The following is a 17,117-nucleotide window of genomic DNA, read 5'->3' on the forward strand; positions in this document are numbered from 1 at the left end:
AGAAAATTATGAGCACCCTAACAACTCAAGCTACGAATACCAATAATAAAAACAGTAGTAGCGACTTTAAAAAAATCCTTAGTACCATGAAAGGCCACCTGCTTTTCGGAACCTCACACATGCTGCCTTTCATCGTAGCTGGCGGTGTTCTATTGGCGTTAGCGGTAATGGCATCAGGCAAAGGTGCAGTACCAGCAGAAGGTTTGCTGGCAGACATCTCTAATATCGGTATCAAGGGCCTTGTTCTTTTCCCAATCATTCTTGGCGGCTTTATTGGTTACTCAATTGCAGACAAACCCGCACTAGCTCCTGCGATGATCTCTTCTGGCATCATGGCTGACATGGGCGGCGGCTTCCTTGGTTGTATCGTGGCAGGCTTTATCGCCGGTGGCGTGGTGTTCCAACTTAAGAAGATCCCGCTTTCTGCGAACATGACGGCACTAGGTGCGTACTTCATCTACCCGCTTCTAGGTACGTTAATCTCTGCAGGTATCGTACTATGGGGCATCGGTGAGCCAATTAAACTGTTCATGTCTTCAATGAACGAGTTCCTAGCTTCAATGGCTGGTGCATCTAAGATGGTTCTGGGCACAATCCTTGGCGGTATGACGGCGTTTGATATGGGCGGCCCTATCAACAAAGTCGCGACCCTATTTGCCCAAACTCAAGTAGACACACAACCTTGGCTAATGGGCGGCGTTGGCATCGCGATTTGTACTCCACCTCTAGGTATGGCTCTGGCGACTTTCCTATTCAAAAACAAGTTCTCTAAACAAGAGCAAGAAGCAGGTAAAGCGGCAGCAATCATGGGTTCTATCGGTATCTCTGAAGGTGCTATCCCGTTCGCAGCAAATGACCCAATGCGCGTACTTCCTTCAATCGTTGCCGGTGGTATCGTGGGCTGTGTATTCGGCTTCATGACAGACGTTCTACTGCACGCACCGTGGGGCGGCCTAATCACTGCGCCAGTATCAAGCAACATTCCAATGTACGTCGTCGGTATTGCGCTTGGCTCGCTAACCACAGCCGTTATCGTAGGCTTCTGGAAACCGGTAGCGGTAGAAACAGAAGAAGACATGGTTGAAGCGCCAGTACAAGCTCAAGCCGCTCCTGCAGCAGGCGAAGGCGAGTACGACATCGTAGCTGTAACATGTTGCCCTTCTGGTGTTGCACACACCTTCATGGCGGCGAAAGCACTAGAAAAAGCAGGTGCGGCAGCGGGTCTGAAAATCAAAGTAGAAACTCAAGGTCAAAACGGTATTCAGAACCGCATCACCGACCTAGATGTGGCGAACGCGAAGCTGGTTATCTTGGCTCACGATATTCAAGTGAAAGACGCTCACCGCTTTGCTAACGCGAACGTGATTGAGTGTTCAACCAAGGAAGCAATGAAGAAAGCCGCGACTATGGTGGCTATCTAAAACCTAAGATTATTTAAAACCAAAGGTTATCTAAATAATCAATAAATTAGTGAATGTTCACTATTGATAAAGTAACTACCCCTAGTAACTAAAATCCCCATTCGTCTAGTCAACGAATGGGGATTTCTTTTTACAAAACAACTCGTAGGATCAACAGAATCAGCTCTTAGGATCGAGCGTCTCTTCGGTTTCTAAATCGAACAGGTGACATTGGCTGGTGTTGAAATGCAGCACCGTTTCTTCACCACTGTTTGCCGTGCGATCCGCATCAAAAGGCACGCGAGCCACCAGCTTATCTGCACCGAGTTTAAAGTAGAGATACAGCTCATTACCCATCGACTCAACCACATCAAGCCTGTGCGTTTGAGTATTCACTTCCGCCAGCGGCGCATCGTGATTAGCCAGTTGAATGTGCTCTGGACGAACACCAAACCATACCCACTCACCCATCTTTTCACGAGCGATAATCTGCTTGTCTTGTGGCAGTGTCCAACGAGTCCCACTTTCAGAGACCACGTTCATCACGCCATCAATCTCATCCAATCTCACCTTGAGAAGATTCATCGCTGGCGAACCAATAAAGCCTGCGACAAACTTGTTTGCTGGGTACTGATAAAGGTTCATTGGCGTATCGACTTGCATAATCTCACCTTGATTCAACACACAGATGCGATCGCCAAGGGTCATGGCTTCCACCTGATCGTGTGTCACATAGATCATGGTGGCGTTCTGCCCTTCTTGCTTCAGGTTATTGTGCAGCTGTGCAATGCTGACACGAGTCGAAACACGCAGCTTTGCATCCAAGTTAGACAAGGGCTCGTCAAACAAAAACACATCTGGCTTACGCACCATCGCACGGCCAAGCGCCACACGCTGCCTTTGACCACCCGACATTTCACCCGGCTTATTATTTAGCAGATGTTCAATATCCAGAGTCTTGGCTGCATCTTCAATTCGCTCATTGATTTCATGCTTTGGCAGCTTCTGTTGCTTCAGGCCAAAAGCCATGTTTTCGTACACCGACATGTGCGGATAAAGCGCGTAGTTCTGAAACACCATCGAGATACCACGATCTTTAGGTGGCAATTCGTTTACACGCTTATCGCCAATGTAGACATCACCTTCTGAGATATCTTCAAGGCCTGCGATCATGCGAAGTGTCGTGGATTTTGCGCAGCCAGACGGCCCAACAAACACCATGAACTCACCTTCGCGAATATTCAGATCGACACCGTGCACAGCCTTAAAACCATTTGGGTAGGTTTTCTCTACCCCTCTCAGTGTGACTTCAGCCATAACCTGTCCTTAAATCAATTCGTTAAATACTATCTTTGCAATCTGTCGTGGACGTTTTAGCCACGTTCTTGCAGTTGGTTGAGCTCAAAATGGGCGACTGATGCGATAACCAGATCCGCCACTGGCTCTAACTCGCTGTGTTGTGCAGTCCCCGTCAGAACACCGACATTGCTTGCGCCTGCATTGCGGCCAAATTCCATATCTGAAACCGTGTCACCAAACATGATCACTTCATGTGGCTCAATACCGCATTGCTCACAGAAGGCATTGAGTAGTGCGGGCGCTGGTTTAGGTTCGATATCGCCATCAGAATAACCAACATAATCGAACATCTCGCTCAAACCCGATTGCTCCAGTGTGTAGATGGTCGAGTCTTTGGTGTCTGCGGTCGCGATACCTAAAATCATGCCTTGCTGCTTAAACAGGTCAAGCTTTTCAGCCACACCCGGCAGGGCTTCAATCCAGCTTGGGTTCTCTTCCACTTCATCATTGAAAGCGGCTTTGGTCACCTTAGTGAATTCAGTGAGCGAGACATTCGGTTGCAGCATGTTGAACCACGCTGTTGCGGTATCTTCCACTGGGTTTGAGGCTAATAGTCCATAGTTATCAACCACATCACCTTCAACACCGATGGCCAAGAGTAACTCAACAGGTGTGACAGTTTGATTACCTTGGTGTTGGTCACTGTAAGATTTCACACGCTCACAAGCACCACGAGAAACGTTAAGCCACATCTTGTGGAACTCTAACAATGTGCCGTCTTTATCAAATAACATCGCCTTAAACTTCATCACGGCTCATTCGCTCCATTAGTTCTCCCCAAGTACGCACTAGGGGTTGGTTAAATTCTGGTTGTTTGCCGTCGAATACGGCGTTGATGCAGCCTTCAAACTCACGTTCGTCAGATACGGGTTGAGGGCTGTTGATTAATGCAGAAGAAAGTTCTCCACGACGGATATCCACTCGACACCAACGGTAGCCTTCATCAATATGGATACTTTGTAGCTCATCACTCAAAACGATTCGTTCAACAATCTCGCCATCCACCACGCACTCAGCGTAGTAAAGGTTTTCTGAATCAGTGACAGCGATACGATAAGTGAGAGCCTGCCCTTGAGAGTCGTTGCCCGGCAGCAAATCACCTAAGTTGATGTCAAACTTCAGGCCACAGCGGCGCTCTAGGTAAACCTGCCCATTACGCAAACCAGACAAGATGCCTTCGCCGCTCAAACCATGGCTGTAAACGAAAGTTGATGGGTCACCGTAGATAGAAGGTTCATCCGATTTTGGATTGCGTTCATGGGGTTCAAGGTGTGAATCACTGCCGCCAATCGCCGTAATGCGTTGGCCACAATTCCACATTTCATTGAGAACCAATAACGCCTCTTCGGTCGCTTTTGGCGAGGTCGACCACGTTGGGTCACAACACACTTCAAACGTAGACACTTGGCTAAGATCCACTTGATCGTAATGCCAATGCCACGGCTTCATCATCGGGTGATTAATGCCAAGGGAACTGTGTCCACTTTTAGCTAAGTTCAATCCTGCTTCCATCGTCGCTTGGCTGCTGTGCTCAACGTCTCTAAGGTCTAAAGACTTAACCGGGCCATGCACATTAAAATGCCCGAGATCGGTCGTGACTTCTAACGCTGGTAAAAACAAACATTGGTTTGATACAGGCAGCTTAGGCTGGCAGATGTTGTGCTCGGTGAAGAAGAAGAAATCGAGCACTTGTGATTCAACAATATCTTTGGCCGCGGCCAAGGTATTGTGACCATCAGAAAGCTGAGTGTGAGCGTGTAAATCGCCGCGATACCAACGAGAATCAGAACTCAGCATATGGCTGTAATCAAACTCGATATCGTGATCACTTGTCACCGTTGGAGTCAGTTCTAACTCAGCATCGCTATTAACTGACTCATCAGAGCAAAGTACATCGACTTGATACTGCATCGCACGCTCGGTGCGAAACTCACCTTCAAGATTGTAAAGTTCTAAGAACCACTCACCTGATGGAATCGCACCATCAATCGCACCTAAACCAGAGTTTTCCGGTTGGATAGTGAGTGACTTGTGCGCCTTTTCAAACAACACCTTGCCACGAAATGCTTGGTTGGCATCGTATGCCGCAGCGTATAAGAATCCTTTTTTCACCGTCGTACCAGTAATGGTTACGCAGTGAGAACCTGCTGGTACATCAAAGGGGATACGTACTCTGCCAAACGGCAGTTCACCTTGAAATTGGGTCATTGTCTTCACCAAATTCGTCCTAATTGAAGGACTGGGTAAAAAGAGGCCCACCCGAATAGATGGGCCTTTGTTAGTTCATCGTTCGCTATTAATAGCTATTCGCTGTTAACAACTATTCATTGTTAATAATTCTTTGTTTTTAAAGAATAAAAGCTAATAATCAAGAACGATTCGCTCGGTCTAGTGCACGTTGCGCTTTCTTAGCTGCTTGTTTTAGCGCTTGGTCAGCAGGCACGTTTTGGATTTGAATCTGATCCGCTGCCACTTTCAGAGCGTCCATGATCTTACCGTTAGTAGGGTCTAGGAAGTCTTTAGTCGCTGTGTTCGCTTGCTTCAAAGGAATCAGAGCTTGTGGGTTATCTTTAGTGAACGCTTGGTATTCTGGTACTTCAGAAACGCTGTTACGTACAGGGATGTAACCCGTGAACATTGACCATGCCGCCGTGTTCTTCGCATTGGTGTAGAACTCAACGAACTCGAACGCACCTTTTGCTGCTGCTTCGTCTGTGCCTTTTGGCATCACGTAAACCAGCGCACCCGCTTGCGGCGCAGAAGGGTTTGAACCCCAACCTGGCTGTGTGGTTGCTGAAAGCTTAGTGAAGTCCAAATCACCTTGGTCACCCGATGAGCCAGTGTAACCAAGCGCGTTGTCTTTCATTACGTCATCAATGGTTTTGTACCAGTATTCCCAACCTTGACCGCCGTAGTGAATACGCATGATTTGATCATCGTGGATCCACTTACGGAAGCTGTCCCACACTTCAACCCATTCAGCTGAATCGATTAGCACTGTTTTGCCATCATCACTAATGATCTTCGCGCCGTTAGAGAAAGCCGCGTCAATCATGTTGTCTTGACCCCACATCGGCTCCCAGCCGTAGAAGGTCACGTTGCCTTTCTCGTCACGCTGTGTGACTTTCTCAGCGACCTTAGCCACACCTTGCCATGTGTTTAGGTCTTGCTCGGTAAAGCCGTTGTCTGCCAACACCTGCTTGTTGTAGTAGAACACTTGAGTTGTACCGTAAGCAGGTAGACCAATGATGGTGCCATCGTCTGCCGTCACTTGATCTTTAAACGCGCCAATGAAATCAGAGAAGTTGAACTCTTCATCCATAAACGGCGTTAGGTCACGGCTCAAACCGCGTCCGTGCATTGCTTCCGCACGACCTGAATCTAGCAGCACAAGCTCAGGTGCAGTTCTAGACGCTAGACCTGCTTGCAGCTTCTGGTAGGTTTCCGTGTAGTTGCCTTGCAAAGCTGGCTTCACCACATACTCATCTTGACTCGCGTTGAACTCTTCGATGAGCTTAGTCATCATTTGCTGTGGCTTAGTACCACCGGAATACCAAAAGTTAACTTCGGTTGCCGCAAGAACACTGCTAGAGAACATAGACGCGCTTGCTGCGCCAGCACACACTAGTGCGAGAGTTTTTAGTTTCATTTCCGTTTACTCTTTTACGCCGTTATCGGCGATACCTGAAAGAATCGTCTTTTGACAAATGACGAATAGAATTAACAAAGGCAATACTGCAATGGTGCTCGCCGCCATAATTTGCGACCAGTTCAACCCATAGTTACCTTCGGCAATAAAGTAGTGACGAATACCAGTAGCAATCAGATTTAAATCCTGAGTCGTAATCACCAGGCTTGGCCACATGTAGCTGTTGTAATTGGTAATAAAAGTGATGAGGAACAGTGTTGCGACTGCTGCTCGGCATTGCGGTAAGATGATTGTCCATAAAATCTTGAGCTCACCTGCACCATCAATTCGTGCCGCTTCAATCAGCGACGGATGCACCTTGATAAACACTTGGCGTAGATAAAACACACCGAAAACCGACGCCGCGTTCGACGCAACTAAGCCCATGTGTGAATCCAACAAACCCAGTTTTGCCAAAGTGATGTAAGACGGAATGTAAGTCACTGCGCCCGGCAGCATGTAACAACCCATCACGACGAAATAGAGCAGCGTCTTCGAGCGAAACCTCAGCTGAGTCAACGCGTATGCAAACATCGCCGAATTCACAATCACCAATAGGGTCGTGAACAAAGCCACACTAAAGCTGTTGAAGATGTACAAGCCAAACGGCGCGCTGTGAAAGGTTTCGACAAAGGTCTCACAGCGAAACTGCTCTGGAATCAAGTCCAGTGGGTTAGCAAAGATCTCATCGTTGCTTTTCAGCGAACCAGACAACATCCATAGAAACGGGAATACCATAATGGTTCCGCAGGTTGCTAAGAACAGGTGCTTAGCCAGTGCGAGGAACGAACTACGATCCACTGAGGCTTTCTTTGACACAACCTCTGATTTGGTCGCTATGGTTTGGGGGCTAACTTTGGTTTTCGCTGCGTTCTGATTCAATACTTGATTGGCATCCAATACTTGCGTGGTCATAATTCTGTCCTTTCAAAAATCGACTAGTAGTACACCCAGCGCTTGCCGATGTAGGTATTAATAAGTGCCAACAATCCAGTAATCAGGAATATCACTAACGATGTCGCGGCCGCGGGCCCCATTTCGTAACGTTCGAACGCTTGTTGGTAGAACAAGTACAACAAGGTACGTGTCTCACCACCCGGCCCGCCCTGCGTTAAGATCTGGAACTGATCGAACGCTTGCATTGCCGTGATAATGTTGACCACTACCAAGAAGAATGTGGTTGGTGAAATCAGTGGCAGCGTTATCTTCAAAAAGCGCGTTAAGCTGCTGCAACCATCAATCAAAGAAGCCTCATACAGTGATTCTGGGATCTTGTTAAGTGCACTAATGTAGAACAGCATCGTCCAACCAATCGCCTGCCAAACTGTCACGATAATCACCGCAACCAAGGCTGTGTTTCCGTTCTCTAACCATGGAATCGCACTAAACCCTGCAGACTCCAATAAGTGGTTTGCCAAACCCGATTTGGTCTCGAATACCCAAGACCACACAATCGACACTGCCACCGTTGGCGTGATCCAAGGGGAGAAGATCACCGCGCGATAAAACTGGCTACCCTTGAAGTTTTTGTGCAGCAGCATCGCAAACACAAGGCCAAGAATAATGGTGGGAATCACCACACCCACAGAGAACCAAAACGTATTGAGCATCGCTTGGATGAACTCGTAATCCTCAACCATGTACTCGTAATTTTCTAAACCGATGAACGAATAATCTGGCGAGATGTAATCCCAGTCGGTGAAGCTGATGTAAATCGAATAACCAAATGGTACGAGCCAAAAAGTAAACAGTGGCACCAACAACGGTGCAGTAAATAGCAGTACCTTTAAGCGGTTTTTCATTGGTTCTGAGAAAGCACTCATGGTGACCTCGTCCTTATTTGTATGCGGTTAAATTAAGGGGTTTGTGTGACAGGTTAGTAAGAGCGCCCTTCATTTTTTTTATGGCTACCCATTAGAAAATCTTTCTTCCAGTTCACCGTCTTCCATCTGGTGATAAAGCCAATCACAAAAGAAATTCACCTTGGCACTGCGTCGGTGTTTAGTAATCAAATAGTGGGCAGATTCAGCAGGCATTGAGGACTCTGTCGCCAGAACCAGATCGTTTTTCTCTAACAGCTCAGACACCGCAAGCGAACGCACCAACAACACGCCAATGCCATGTTTGACCGCTTCTAAGGCGTGCAAAGAATTACTCACCTCCAATAACACCTTCGGTAGGGTCATCTCGAATTGGTTGTGACTCAACCATTGCAGCCAGTTCTCTCGGTAGCCTTTTACTTGCACGGTCGGCAGAGCAGAAAAATCATGCTCAACCAAGGAGTCTTGATATTGGTTTTTAAAGTCTGGGCTACACACCAACTGCCAATGCTCTTGAAAGAGTCGCTCACTATGAGTGTCTTCGCTTTCGACCTTGCCATTGGTCAGTTCAATATCGACATTCTGACAAGGGTTGGTTGATGGCCAGTCCACCAGCTGAATATCGAGCCTGATAAAAGGGTATTTTTGATAAAAAGATGGCAAGCGAGGCAGCAGCCAGTTATGGCAAAAGGTGTGATTAACGCGCAGGCTCAACACGTCGGTTTCTTTTTCCCCGAAGAGGATTTGAGTCTGTAATTTCAGGTGTGCTAATGAACCCGCAACAATCGGTTGATAGTGCTGGGCAGCTGACGTCAGCTTTACGCCTTTGGAGCTGCGCTCAAACAATGTGGTATCGAGAAAGGTTTCTAAACTTTTAAGCTGCTGACTCACCGCAGCTTGGGTAACACAAAGCTCGCGCGCAGCAGCGCCAATAGAACCGAGGCGGGCAACAGCTTCGAACGCAACAAGGGCACGTAGAGGGGGTAACATGGCTTCACCTGATTGAAATAAAAGTGAAAAATACTTCAATCAGGTTTCAGTTTTTTGCGCTTACCGTTACAGATTAATGACGAAGGGACGTTGATCAGATATTTATGATCAACGTCCCTTTTCTCTATTTCATGTTTTAGCGGTATATCGCCGTGTGAATCAAACGCAATTACTCTTTGATGTAGAGATCCTTAGAGTAGATACGCCCTTCCACATTGTTTTTCGCAAAACCACCGACACTTGGTCGCACTAGGCGAGCCTGCATGTAGTAGTAAATTGGTGCGATCGGCATATCTTCTGCCAACAACTGTTCTGCTTGATCATAGAAACCTTGGCGATCTTGTTCACTGGTTGCAGCTAAGGCGCTGTCCATTGCTGCGTCGTACTTGTCGTTATTGTAACGAGCAAAGTTACCCGAAGAACCAGAGCGCAATAGGCTCAAGAAGGTTGATGCTTCGTTATAGTCACCACACCAAGAGGCGCGCATTACATCGAAATCACCTTGGCGACGTGACACCAAGTAAGACTTCCACTCTTGGTTTTCAAGCTCAACTTGTGCACCTAAGTTGCCTTTCAGCATTGATGCAATCGCCACTGCTATGGACTTGTTCGATTCACTGGTGTTGTAAAGCAGTTTGAAGTCCAACGGATTAGACGCATCGTAGCCCGCTTCTTTCAGTAGCTCTTTTGCTTTTTGATCACGCTCCTTCTGAGTCCAAGTACTGTATTCAGGTTGTGTCGCATCAAAACCAGCCGTGTACTCATGAGCAAAGGTATAAGCCGGTAAGTTGCCGACCTGAGTAACACCATTGGTGATAACGTCACGCATCATGGAATAAGAGACGGCTTTACGTACCCGCACATCATCAAAAGGTGGTCTCGTAGTATTGAATGCGTAGTAATAAGTACACAGCAGAGGCACTGTGGTAAACGCATCTTGGTATTTGGTTTTAAGCTGCTGCGCCATGTGTGTCGGCACGTCCGAAGTAATATCGACCTCGCCCACAGCATAACGGTTAATCGAGGCATTCTGGTTCTCAAACGGAATGTAAGTCACTTCGGTTAAATGCGTATCTGAACTGTCCCAGTACGTCGGGTTCTTCTTAAGCTCAATGCGCTCGTTCACCACCCACTCATCTAGTACGAATGCACCATTACCAACAAATTGCTTAGGATCGCTCCACGGCTTGTCACTACTTTCTAGGGTTGCTTTGTGCACTGGCATCATGGATGTGTGGCCTGTCATCGCCACAAAGTAAGGCACTTTACTATCGAGTTCGAATTTCACCGTGTGTTTATCGACTGCAGAGATACCTAACTCTTCAACGGGCTTTTTGCCTTCGGCTACGTCAGCAATGTTGTTGATTTGAGTAAGCTTGAGATACCAAACATTCGGCGATGCCGTTTTAGGATCGACCGCGCGTCTTATCGCATACACGAAATCATCGGCCGTCACCGGATCGCCATTCGACCATTTCGCGTCTTTACGTAGGTGGAATACAAACGTCTGGTTGTCTTCGGTTTCCCAAGACTGTGCAACACCTGGGGTGATATTGCCATCGCGATCTTGAATCACTAAACCTTCAAATAGGTCACGTAGAATGTGCATTTCTGGCAGGCCTTCTGCTTTCGCAGGGTCAAGCGTCGCCGCTTCTGCATCGTTAGCACGAACTAAATGTTGGTCTTTTGCCAGTGAAACACCAGCGGGTAAGGTTTCAGCAACGGCAGTCACTGATATAAAAGGGGTCAATAAAGATGAAATGAGTAAAGCCGTTGAATGTTTTTTAAAATCCATGTTTGTTTGCTCTCCTAGCCTATCTTTGAAGCAAGTAATAAAATTAACAATGCGACTGTTGACGAGTTTTGACGCTATGGTTTATTTAATAGAGGTCATCTAAATAGTAGTGACTATTTGATAGTACTTGATCAATCAGGAGATTAAGGTGAGTTTAATTCCAAGAACGGAAAGAGCTGCATTTTCAATAAAGCCGCTGTCATATGGAAATTCGGTATTGGGCGCACCCTTGCTCTATTTCCCCGCGCAAGTAGAAAGCGAGTCTCGCGGGCTGATTTTAGCAGGCACACACGGTGATGAAACGGCTTCTATCGCAGGTTTATCTTGCGCGCTAAGATGTTTGCCTGCCGCCAACTTACGACACGATGTAATCCTGTCGATGAACCCGGACGGCAATCAATTGGGTACTCGTGCCAACGCTAACCAAGTCGATCTAAACCGCGCCTTTCCGACTCAGAACTGGACAGAAAACGGGACCGTCTATCGCTGGAGTTCTCACACACCAGTCAGAGATGTAAAAGTAAAAACGGGACAAGCCGATCTGCTTGAACCGGAAGTGCAGTCGCTCATTAACCTCATCGAACAGCGCCAACCTAAATTCGTCATCTCTTTTCACGAACCACTCGCCATGGTCGATGACCCCGATCGATCAGAACTCACCACTTGGCTAGGTAAGCAATTCAACCTGCCGCTCGTTGAAGACGTCGATTACGAAACCCCAGGCTCATTCGGCACATGGTGTCAGGAAAGAAACCTACCGTGCATTACTGTAGAACTACCGCCCGTTTCTGCGGATTTAACTATAGAAAAGTATTTGGATGCGTTTGTCGCAGTGTTGGGGTGTGAGGGAGTTGTTTAAAGATTACTAACTCATTTTTGGACAACAATAAGAACAAGTAGACGGATGAGTGCAGAGTACCAGGTTCTCTATTGTTACTGTCTCGATGAAACCTGTCTCACCCGCTTAGTGGTCGACTCGACAGTATCCAGTGTTGTTCACACCCTATCCGATACTTTCAAGCCATCGAAAAATAGCTCACCTGATTCTAATACAAGAGAGCAATTAAGCCTCAATATCTAAAGCCCTCAAATAACACCATTCTTATGCTTTCATTTAAATTATAATTATTAGAACTCAAGCTAAACAGCTTAGAGAAGAACTTCACGATCAGATAGCACCACTTACACAATCAAGATGCAGATAATTCGAGAATTTCGTATAGATTTTGGTAAGGAAAAGAGAACTCCTGCCTTTGTATATTGATAGATTAAGTCCCTGATTTAAAATTAAGTGCAGGTTCGCGACGTGCGTTTAAAATTTTGAATACCTGGTAGCAGTAGGCCTGCAATAACAATCGCAATGCCGATCAATTGTAACGGAGTGACTGCCTGTCCGAGCATAAATGAAGTCAGCACAGAGAAAATCGGTACAAAGTTAAAGAACAGTGCAGCATTCGCCGAGCCGAGGTGACGCACACCATTTAACCACAGTAAATAACCGGCAACCGTACCAAACACTCCGATATACACCACTTCTGACACTCCCAACGCGCTACTATTCCAAAGCTCAGTGAACGGAAGTACTTCTGGCGATGCCAGACACATCGCACCAATCACCGCCGCTCCGCTTAGCATACCGACAAAAGTATAAGAAATAACAGGTATCCAGCGACTGATACCCTGACTGAAGTAAGTGTACAAACTCCAAGCCAACATGCCGCAAAAGATGAGTTTATCACCGTGGTTGATCTGCATTGAGAGCAGTTCTTTCGGATGCCCATTGGTGATTACGATCAGTACGCCGGTCAAGCTAACTAGCAGACTAAAACACTGGGCGAAAGACGGCAGCGTTCGAAGAGCAATACACGTAATCAGCGAAGTCATCAGTGGGCTGAGCGCCATGATTAATGAGCCATTTGTCGCACTGGTGTAAGCTAATCCGGTAAATAAGCAAAGATTGAGCCCACCCACGCCCACAACGCTAACGGCGATGACCCAGCACCATTGCCGCGAACTCAAGTAAAGCTTGGGCATCCGCGCCGCTTTGAGGTATATCGCCAGACACGAAGCCGCAATTATAAAACGCCAGAACACTAGTGTCAGCGCGTGCACTTCGTTTAATGCGAGCTTACCAATAGGAAAACAACTGCCCCAAAAGAAAGTACAGATGATGAGAAGAACAGCGGCTTTAAAAGTTGAATCAGATTTCATCGTCACTCCGAATGACTTGTCAAAATGTGTTCCCTAGTGTATTGATTTCAATAGTTAGATAAACAAGCAAAAATAAGACGGTAAATGCCATTTATGAAACCTAATTGTTCGTTAGACGATCTGCGTTGTTTTTGTGCTGTAGCACGTTCAGGCAGTTTTAAAGACGCAGCCCTATCTTTGGGTATGCCGCTCTCAACCTTAAGCCGCCGCATCCGTCAGTTAGAGGCCGATTTGCAACTTCGCCTGCTCAACCGCGACGCACACCGTATTGTCCTGACCAGTACTGGCGAGCAATACTTTCAACGTTCAGCCTTATTATTTGATGAACTTGATAATATCGACGAAGACCTGCATCGAGATAAACATCAACCACAGGGAAAAATTCGTATATCCGCGCCAATCAACGCAGGTTCGCAATTTCTGCGCACGATTTTTTATGATTTCCTACTTCAGTATCCGGATATTAAGCTGGATCTGAACCTATCAAATTCATTGATTGATATCGAAGCCGAAGGAATGGATGTGGTTTTTCGTGTCGGAAACGTAGTAGTCGATAACTGGATTGCTCGGCAGTTAAAACACATTCACTTCATCTTGTGCTCTCATCCTGATTACGATATTTCGACAATAACCACACCTGACAAATTATGCGATCATCCAACCATCATTTGCAATCCGATGACACCATGGCAACTGATACACAAAGAGAGTGGCGAAGAATTTAACTATCACTCGCAAAAAAACGTCAGACTGGAATTGAATGAAATTGTGATGCTAACTCACGCTATAAAGACGGGTTTGGGGATTGGGTATGTACCGGATTATTTTGCGTTGCCAATGATCGCTCAGGGTGAAATGAGCCATGTATTGCCCAACTGGCGTAGCAAAGAACGCACACTGTTTATGCTCTATCGCGATCGGGATCATCTTCCGATGCGGGTACGCCTATTTATCGAATTTGTCATGCAGCGCTTTGAAGCGAATTAACCCCATTAGGTCAATTTTTTCACACATTCATTGTTAAACTTGGTAATGAAAAGTGGCTTGAATAAAATTTAAATAGTCACGTCATTTAAACAACTGTGGGGCAAGAACTGTCAGACAGATTGTCATGAATGAGCTACAAAGGCTAACTCATAATTGGACAAAACCTTGCCAGTGTTTTTTCTAAATTAGAAAACCATCAATAACTACAGGTATGGCAAATTTACTTGTGAAGTGCTAGTGCGGTGAGTAGCATCGCGCTAGCAAAAGTATTGAGTTAGGTGCGCACTAATTCCTATCATGTTCAATCGGCGTGACTCCGTAACGAAGAACGGCTCCCAATTGGGAGCCGTTCTTGTGTCTAAATCTGGGTTCGCACACCAGTACAATGTTCAATACTATTCTACTGACATATTCATGTTTTGTTTGTTTTTGGTTTCTGCAAAATTCACAACGACACCATTTTCTAACAAGATATCAATCGTGTGCGTTGTGATATCGGATGTTGTTTTCATTGTAAAAGCTTGGGATGAAGCACTACCTCCAGTATAAGAATACACCCACTTTTCACCAGTTTCGCTGATTACTGTTTTTATAGACGGTTCACCAAAAATTCTGATTAGATCATTCTTAGTTGTCACCTTTTTCTCTATTTGAGAAACCTGTTCTTCAGTAAACTTTGTTCCATAATCTGCATATTTCGGAGCATTCCGCTCAGTCATTTCGGGATTATCCGATCACCCATTTCGGTTTAAACCGATCACTGATTCCGCGATTATCCGATCACTTAGAGTAAAAATAAGAAGAGAGAAAAAAGGTAGGATCTGGTGATCGGAATAAACCGAAACAGGCGATCGCAATCACCGAAATACGCAGCTATCTGGGTGTGGTTTGTGTGGTGTAATGCGCTCTACGTCGATTTTAGAGCCTCTAGCATTGATTTTTAATAGCTAAGTAGCGCATTTAACATAAGGGGCATTTCACGCACTTATTCCCACTGCTTTGTTGATGCCTGATCGAGCATTTTGAGATGACCTATTGCCATTGCTGAGGATGAGAAATATTTTATCGCTCTTTCTCTCATTTTTTTCTTATTTAGCTGATGGGTAAGTGACATCGCTTTGATAAATTCGTCTTCATTCTCACACAGAAACCCTGTTTCACCATGTACTATCAATTCACTCATTGCCCCCCTGTTGTATGCTATTACAGGTGTTCCTGATAGCATTGCTTCAATAATTGTTAGCCCAAAAGGTTCTTCCCAAGATATTGGAACAAGTAATGCTTTTGCGTTTCTTAACAAGTCTTTTTTAAAATCACCATTCACAAATCCAACTGGTGTAATTAATGGATGCCATTTAAACCATGTTTCTGGTGAGCCTAGTCGGTGTCCGCCAGCCACAATCAAATTTGATTTTGTTTTCTTTGCTACTTTTATTGCTGTCTGTATTCCTTTTTTACTTCTTTTTACTTTGGCTAAAAAAAGAAAATATCCTTTTTTTTGTTCGTTATATTCAAATTCTGATTCTGGGATTCCATTATAGATGTAATTAAAATTAATTTTATTTTTATTATATTTAGACTGAGATGCGTGGCTTTTTGATACAAACACAGTATTACACTGAATTCCATCTCCTGCGTGGCAGATAGATATAAAGTTTTTATATCTATCTCGTAACTTAAATATTATTTCCGTGGATAATCCTCCATGATATTCTATGTCTGTAATATCTTTTGGGATTAATGTTGAAAGTTTTTGTAAATTACATTTCGCTTCATCTGTCAATGTAATGTGAGTATATTGTTTTGTTGAGTAACCTTCTGGAGACAATACATATATTTTAAATCCCATATTGGATTGTTCTTTTGCTAACCAATCAACCAATCGGTTTGCACCACCACTATTTTTATTTGGTGGTAATGGCTGGGAGTGTATGTGAAGAATACATCTAGTCATGCTTTTTATCCTCTAACGAAAATAGAAGTCTATCACGTTCATTTTTTAAATAAGAATCCAACATTAATAGGATCTTTTGTTTGTACTCGTCATTTTTTGACATCCTATCTAATACCATCGTCCCTAAAAGAATCTTTCGTCTTGTGTCATTCTTTCTGTTTTGAGCTTTAACTCGTTGTGCCTCTTTTTGTATCTGCTCTTTCAGTTGCTCTTGTTTTCGCTTTAGCTTTTCTAGTTTTGTTGTCATGGTCAAATCCTGTTGTTGATACTTGGGTATTTTACCATCACAATGCTGTGAAAACACATTTCTGATTATGAGGAAATGCGCACTTATACATCGTACCGATGTGTGCGAAATCACTTCGTGATTATCCGATCACTTAGAGTAAAAATAAGAAGAGAGAAAAAAGGTAGGATCTGGTGATCGGAATAAACCGAAACAGGCGATCGCAATCACCGAAATACGCACATAATCAACATTGGATGTATACACACAAGCTGACAACATCGAGGTTGCTAAGAGTAAAAATATCACTCTGAATTTTGCCATTTTTTTCATATCAGACCTAAAAACGCTAAAAAATTAAGGCATAGATAATAACAAAGTTAGTGCATAAACTAGGTGTTCATTATTCCTATTATGGTAAATGTGCGCGTTTGCTATCAGAAACAGCCCTCAGACCACCTCAAACGCTCTTAGCGAAGATTTTAGACACTTGATCAAGGCGGTATGCTTCCATAACGCCTTGTAGGTTTGTGACGCTTTAAGATCGGTTTGTAGAGCAAAAGTCATCGAGTTGCTTTGAACTAAGAACTGCACTCTGATACCCAGTTTACGTTCTTTTTGAGTTTGGGTGTCAGATTAGTTCTATTAGGCCAAAAACCACTCGACTGTGAATGCAGACTTTTTGGC

15 protein-coding genes are annotated in these 17,117 nt (G+C 45.1%); 3 read left to right on the forward strand and 12 right to left on the reverse strand.

Annotated features, from left to right (window positions below):
- The first annotated feature begins 8 nt into the window (after positions 1-8).
- Positions 9-1,421 carry a fructose-specific PTS transporter subunit EIIC gene (locus tag AB4503_RS04095; RefSeq protein WP_372113734.1) on the forward strand — a complete coding sequence of 471 codons (1,413 nt, stop codon included), beginning with the start codon at positions 9-11 and terminating at the stop codon, positions 1,419-1,421.
- A gap of 159 nt (positions 1,422-1,580) precedes the next feature.
- On the opposite strand, the gene AB4503_RS04100 is transcribed toward AB4503_RS04095, so the two are convergent.
- The 8 genes from AB4503_RS04100 to AB4503_RS04135 all read right to left on the reverse strand — a co-directional run bounded on the left by AB4503_RS04100 (position 1,581) and on the right by AB4503_RS04135 (position 11,052).
- On the reverse strand, positions 1,581-2,717 hold the full coding sequence (locus AB4503_RS04100) for an ABC transporter ATP-binding protein (protein ID WP_017064948.1): 1,137 nt from the start codon (positions 2,715-2,717) through the stop codon (positions 1,581-1,583).
- A 56-nt stretch (positions 2,718-2,773) separates the two neighbouring features.
- Positions 2,774-3,508 (reverse strand): HAD family hydrolase, encoded by a 735-nt coding sequence (locus AB4503_RS04105; RefSeq protein ID WP_102332227.1) that lies wholly within the window; start codon positions 3,506-3,508, stop codon positions 2,774-2,776.
- Positions 3,498-4,967: a CehA/McbA family metallohydrolase gene (locus AB4503_RS04110; RefSeq protein ID WP_372113737.1), complete on the reverse strand. Its 1,470-nt coding sequence runs from the start codon at positions 4,965-4,967 to the stop codon at positions 3,498-3,500. Before AB4503_RS04110 ends, AB4503_RS04105 begins: the two co-directional genes overlap by 11 nt.
- 160 nt (positions 4,968-5,127) lie before the next feature.
- The gene (locus tag AB4503_RS04115; RefSeq protein ID WP_372113739.1) at positions 5,128-6,408 is read right to left on the reverse strand and encodes an extracellular solute-binding protein; all 1,281 of its coding nucleotides are present in this window, start codon (positions 6,406-6,408) and stop codon (positions 5,128-5,130) included.
- Positions 6,409-6,414: 6 nt separating this feature from the next.
- A complete protein-coding gene (locus AB4503_RS04120; protein WP_372113741.1) occupies positions 6,415-7,362 on the reverse strand; it encodes a carbohydrate ABC transporter permease in 948 nt (315 codons plus the stop codon).
- A 23-nt stretch (positions 7,363-7,385) separates the two neighbouring features.
- Positions 7,386-8,270, reverse strand: coding sequence for a carbohydrate ABC transporter permease (locus AB4503_RS04125; protein ID WP_123305860.1), 885 nt, complete (start codon positions 8,268-8,270; stop codon positions 7,386-7,388).
- An 84-nt stretch (positions 8,271-8,354) separates the two neighbouring features.
- Positions 8,355-9,257 carry a LysR substrate-binding domain-containing protein gene (locus tag AB4503_RS04130; RefSeq protein WP_102332231.1) on the reverse strand — a complete coding sequence of 301 codons (903 nt, stop codon included), beginning with the start codon at positions 9,255-9,257 and terminating at the stop codon, positions 8,355-8,357.
- Positions 9,258-9,426: 169 nt separating this feature from the next.
- Positions 9,427-11,052, reverse strand: a complete 1,626-nt coding sequence (locus AB4503_RS04135; RefSeq protein WP_372113744.1) for an ABC transporter substrate-binding protein — start codon at positions 11,050-11,052, stop codon at positions 9,427-9,429.
- Positions 11,053-11,200: 148 nt separating this feature from the next.
- On the opposite strand from AB4503_RS04135, the gene mpaA reads away from it, so the two are divergent.
- Complete coding sequence (mpaA, locus tag AB4503_RS04140) at positions 11,201-11,911, forward strand: murein tripeptide amidase MpaA (RefSeq protein WP_372113746.1); 711 nt, start codon at positions 11,201-11,203, stop codon at positions 11,909-11,911.
- 428 nt (positions 11,912-12,339) lie between these two features.
- Here mpaA and AB4503_RS04145 read toward each other — a convergent pair whose 3' ends face one another.
- Positions 12,340-13,263 carry a DMT family transporter gene (locus AB4503_RS04145; RefSeq protein ID WP_017104528.1) on the reverse strand — a complete coding sequence of 308 codons (924 nt, stop codon included), beginning with the start codon at positions 13,261-13,263 and terminating at the stop codon, positions 12,340-12,342.
- 84 nt (positions 13,264-13,347) lie between these two features.
- Here AB4503_RS04145 and AB4503_RS04150 point away from each other — a divergent pair, with 84 nt between their 5' ends.
- On the forward strand, positions 13,348-14,250 hold the full coding sequence (locus tag AB4503_RS04150) for a LysR family transcriptional regulator (protein ID WP_372113748.1): 903 nt from the start codon (positions 13,348-13,350) through the stop codon (positions 14,248-14,250).
- Positions 14,251-14,645: 395 nt separating this feature from the next.
- Here AB4503_RS04150 and AB4503_RS04155 read toward each other — a convergent pair whose 3' ends face one another.
- From AB4503_RS04155 to AB4503_RS04165, 3 genes are all read right to left on the reverse strand, one after another.
- Positions 14,646-14,969 (reverse strand): hypothetical protein, encoded by a 324-nt coding sequence (locus tag AB4503_RS04155; protein ID WP_240799474.1) that lies wholly within the window; start codon positions 14,967-14,969, stop codon positions 14,646-14,648.
- 266 nt (positions 14,970-15,235) lie between these two features.
- Positions 15,236-16,204, reverse strand: a complete 969-nt coding sequence (locus AB4503_RS04160) for a glycosyltransferase (RefSeq protein ID WP_017065029.1) — start codon at positions 16,202-16,204, stop codon at positions 15,236-15,238.
- Positions 16,197-16,451, reverse strand: coding sequence for a hypothetical protein (locus AB4503_RS04165; RefSeq protein ID WP_017065030.1), 255 nt, complete (start codon positions 16,449-16,451; stop codon positions 16,197-16,199). The genes AB4503_RS04160 and AB4503_RS04165 overlap by 8 nt, the downstream gene beginning before the upstream one ends.
- Positions 16,452-17,117 lie beyond the last annotated feature (666 nt).

Origin of the sequence: Vibrio sp. 10N.222.55.B11 (genome assembly GCF_041473705.1) — a bacterium.
Lineage (GTDB): Bacteria > Pseudomonadota > Gammaproteobacteria > Enterobacterales > Vibrionaceae > Vibrio > Vibrio crassostreae_C.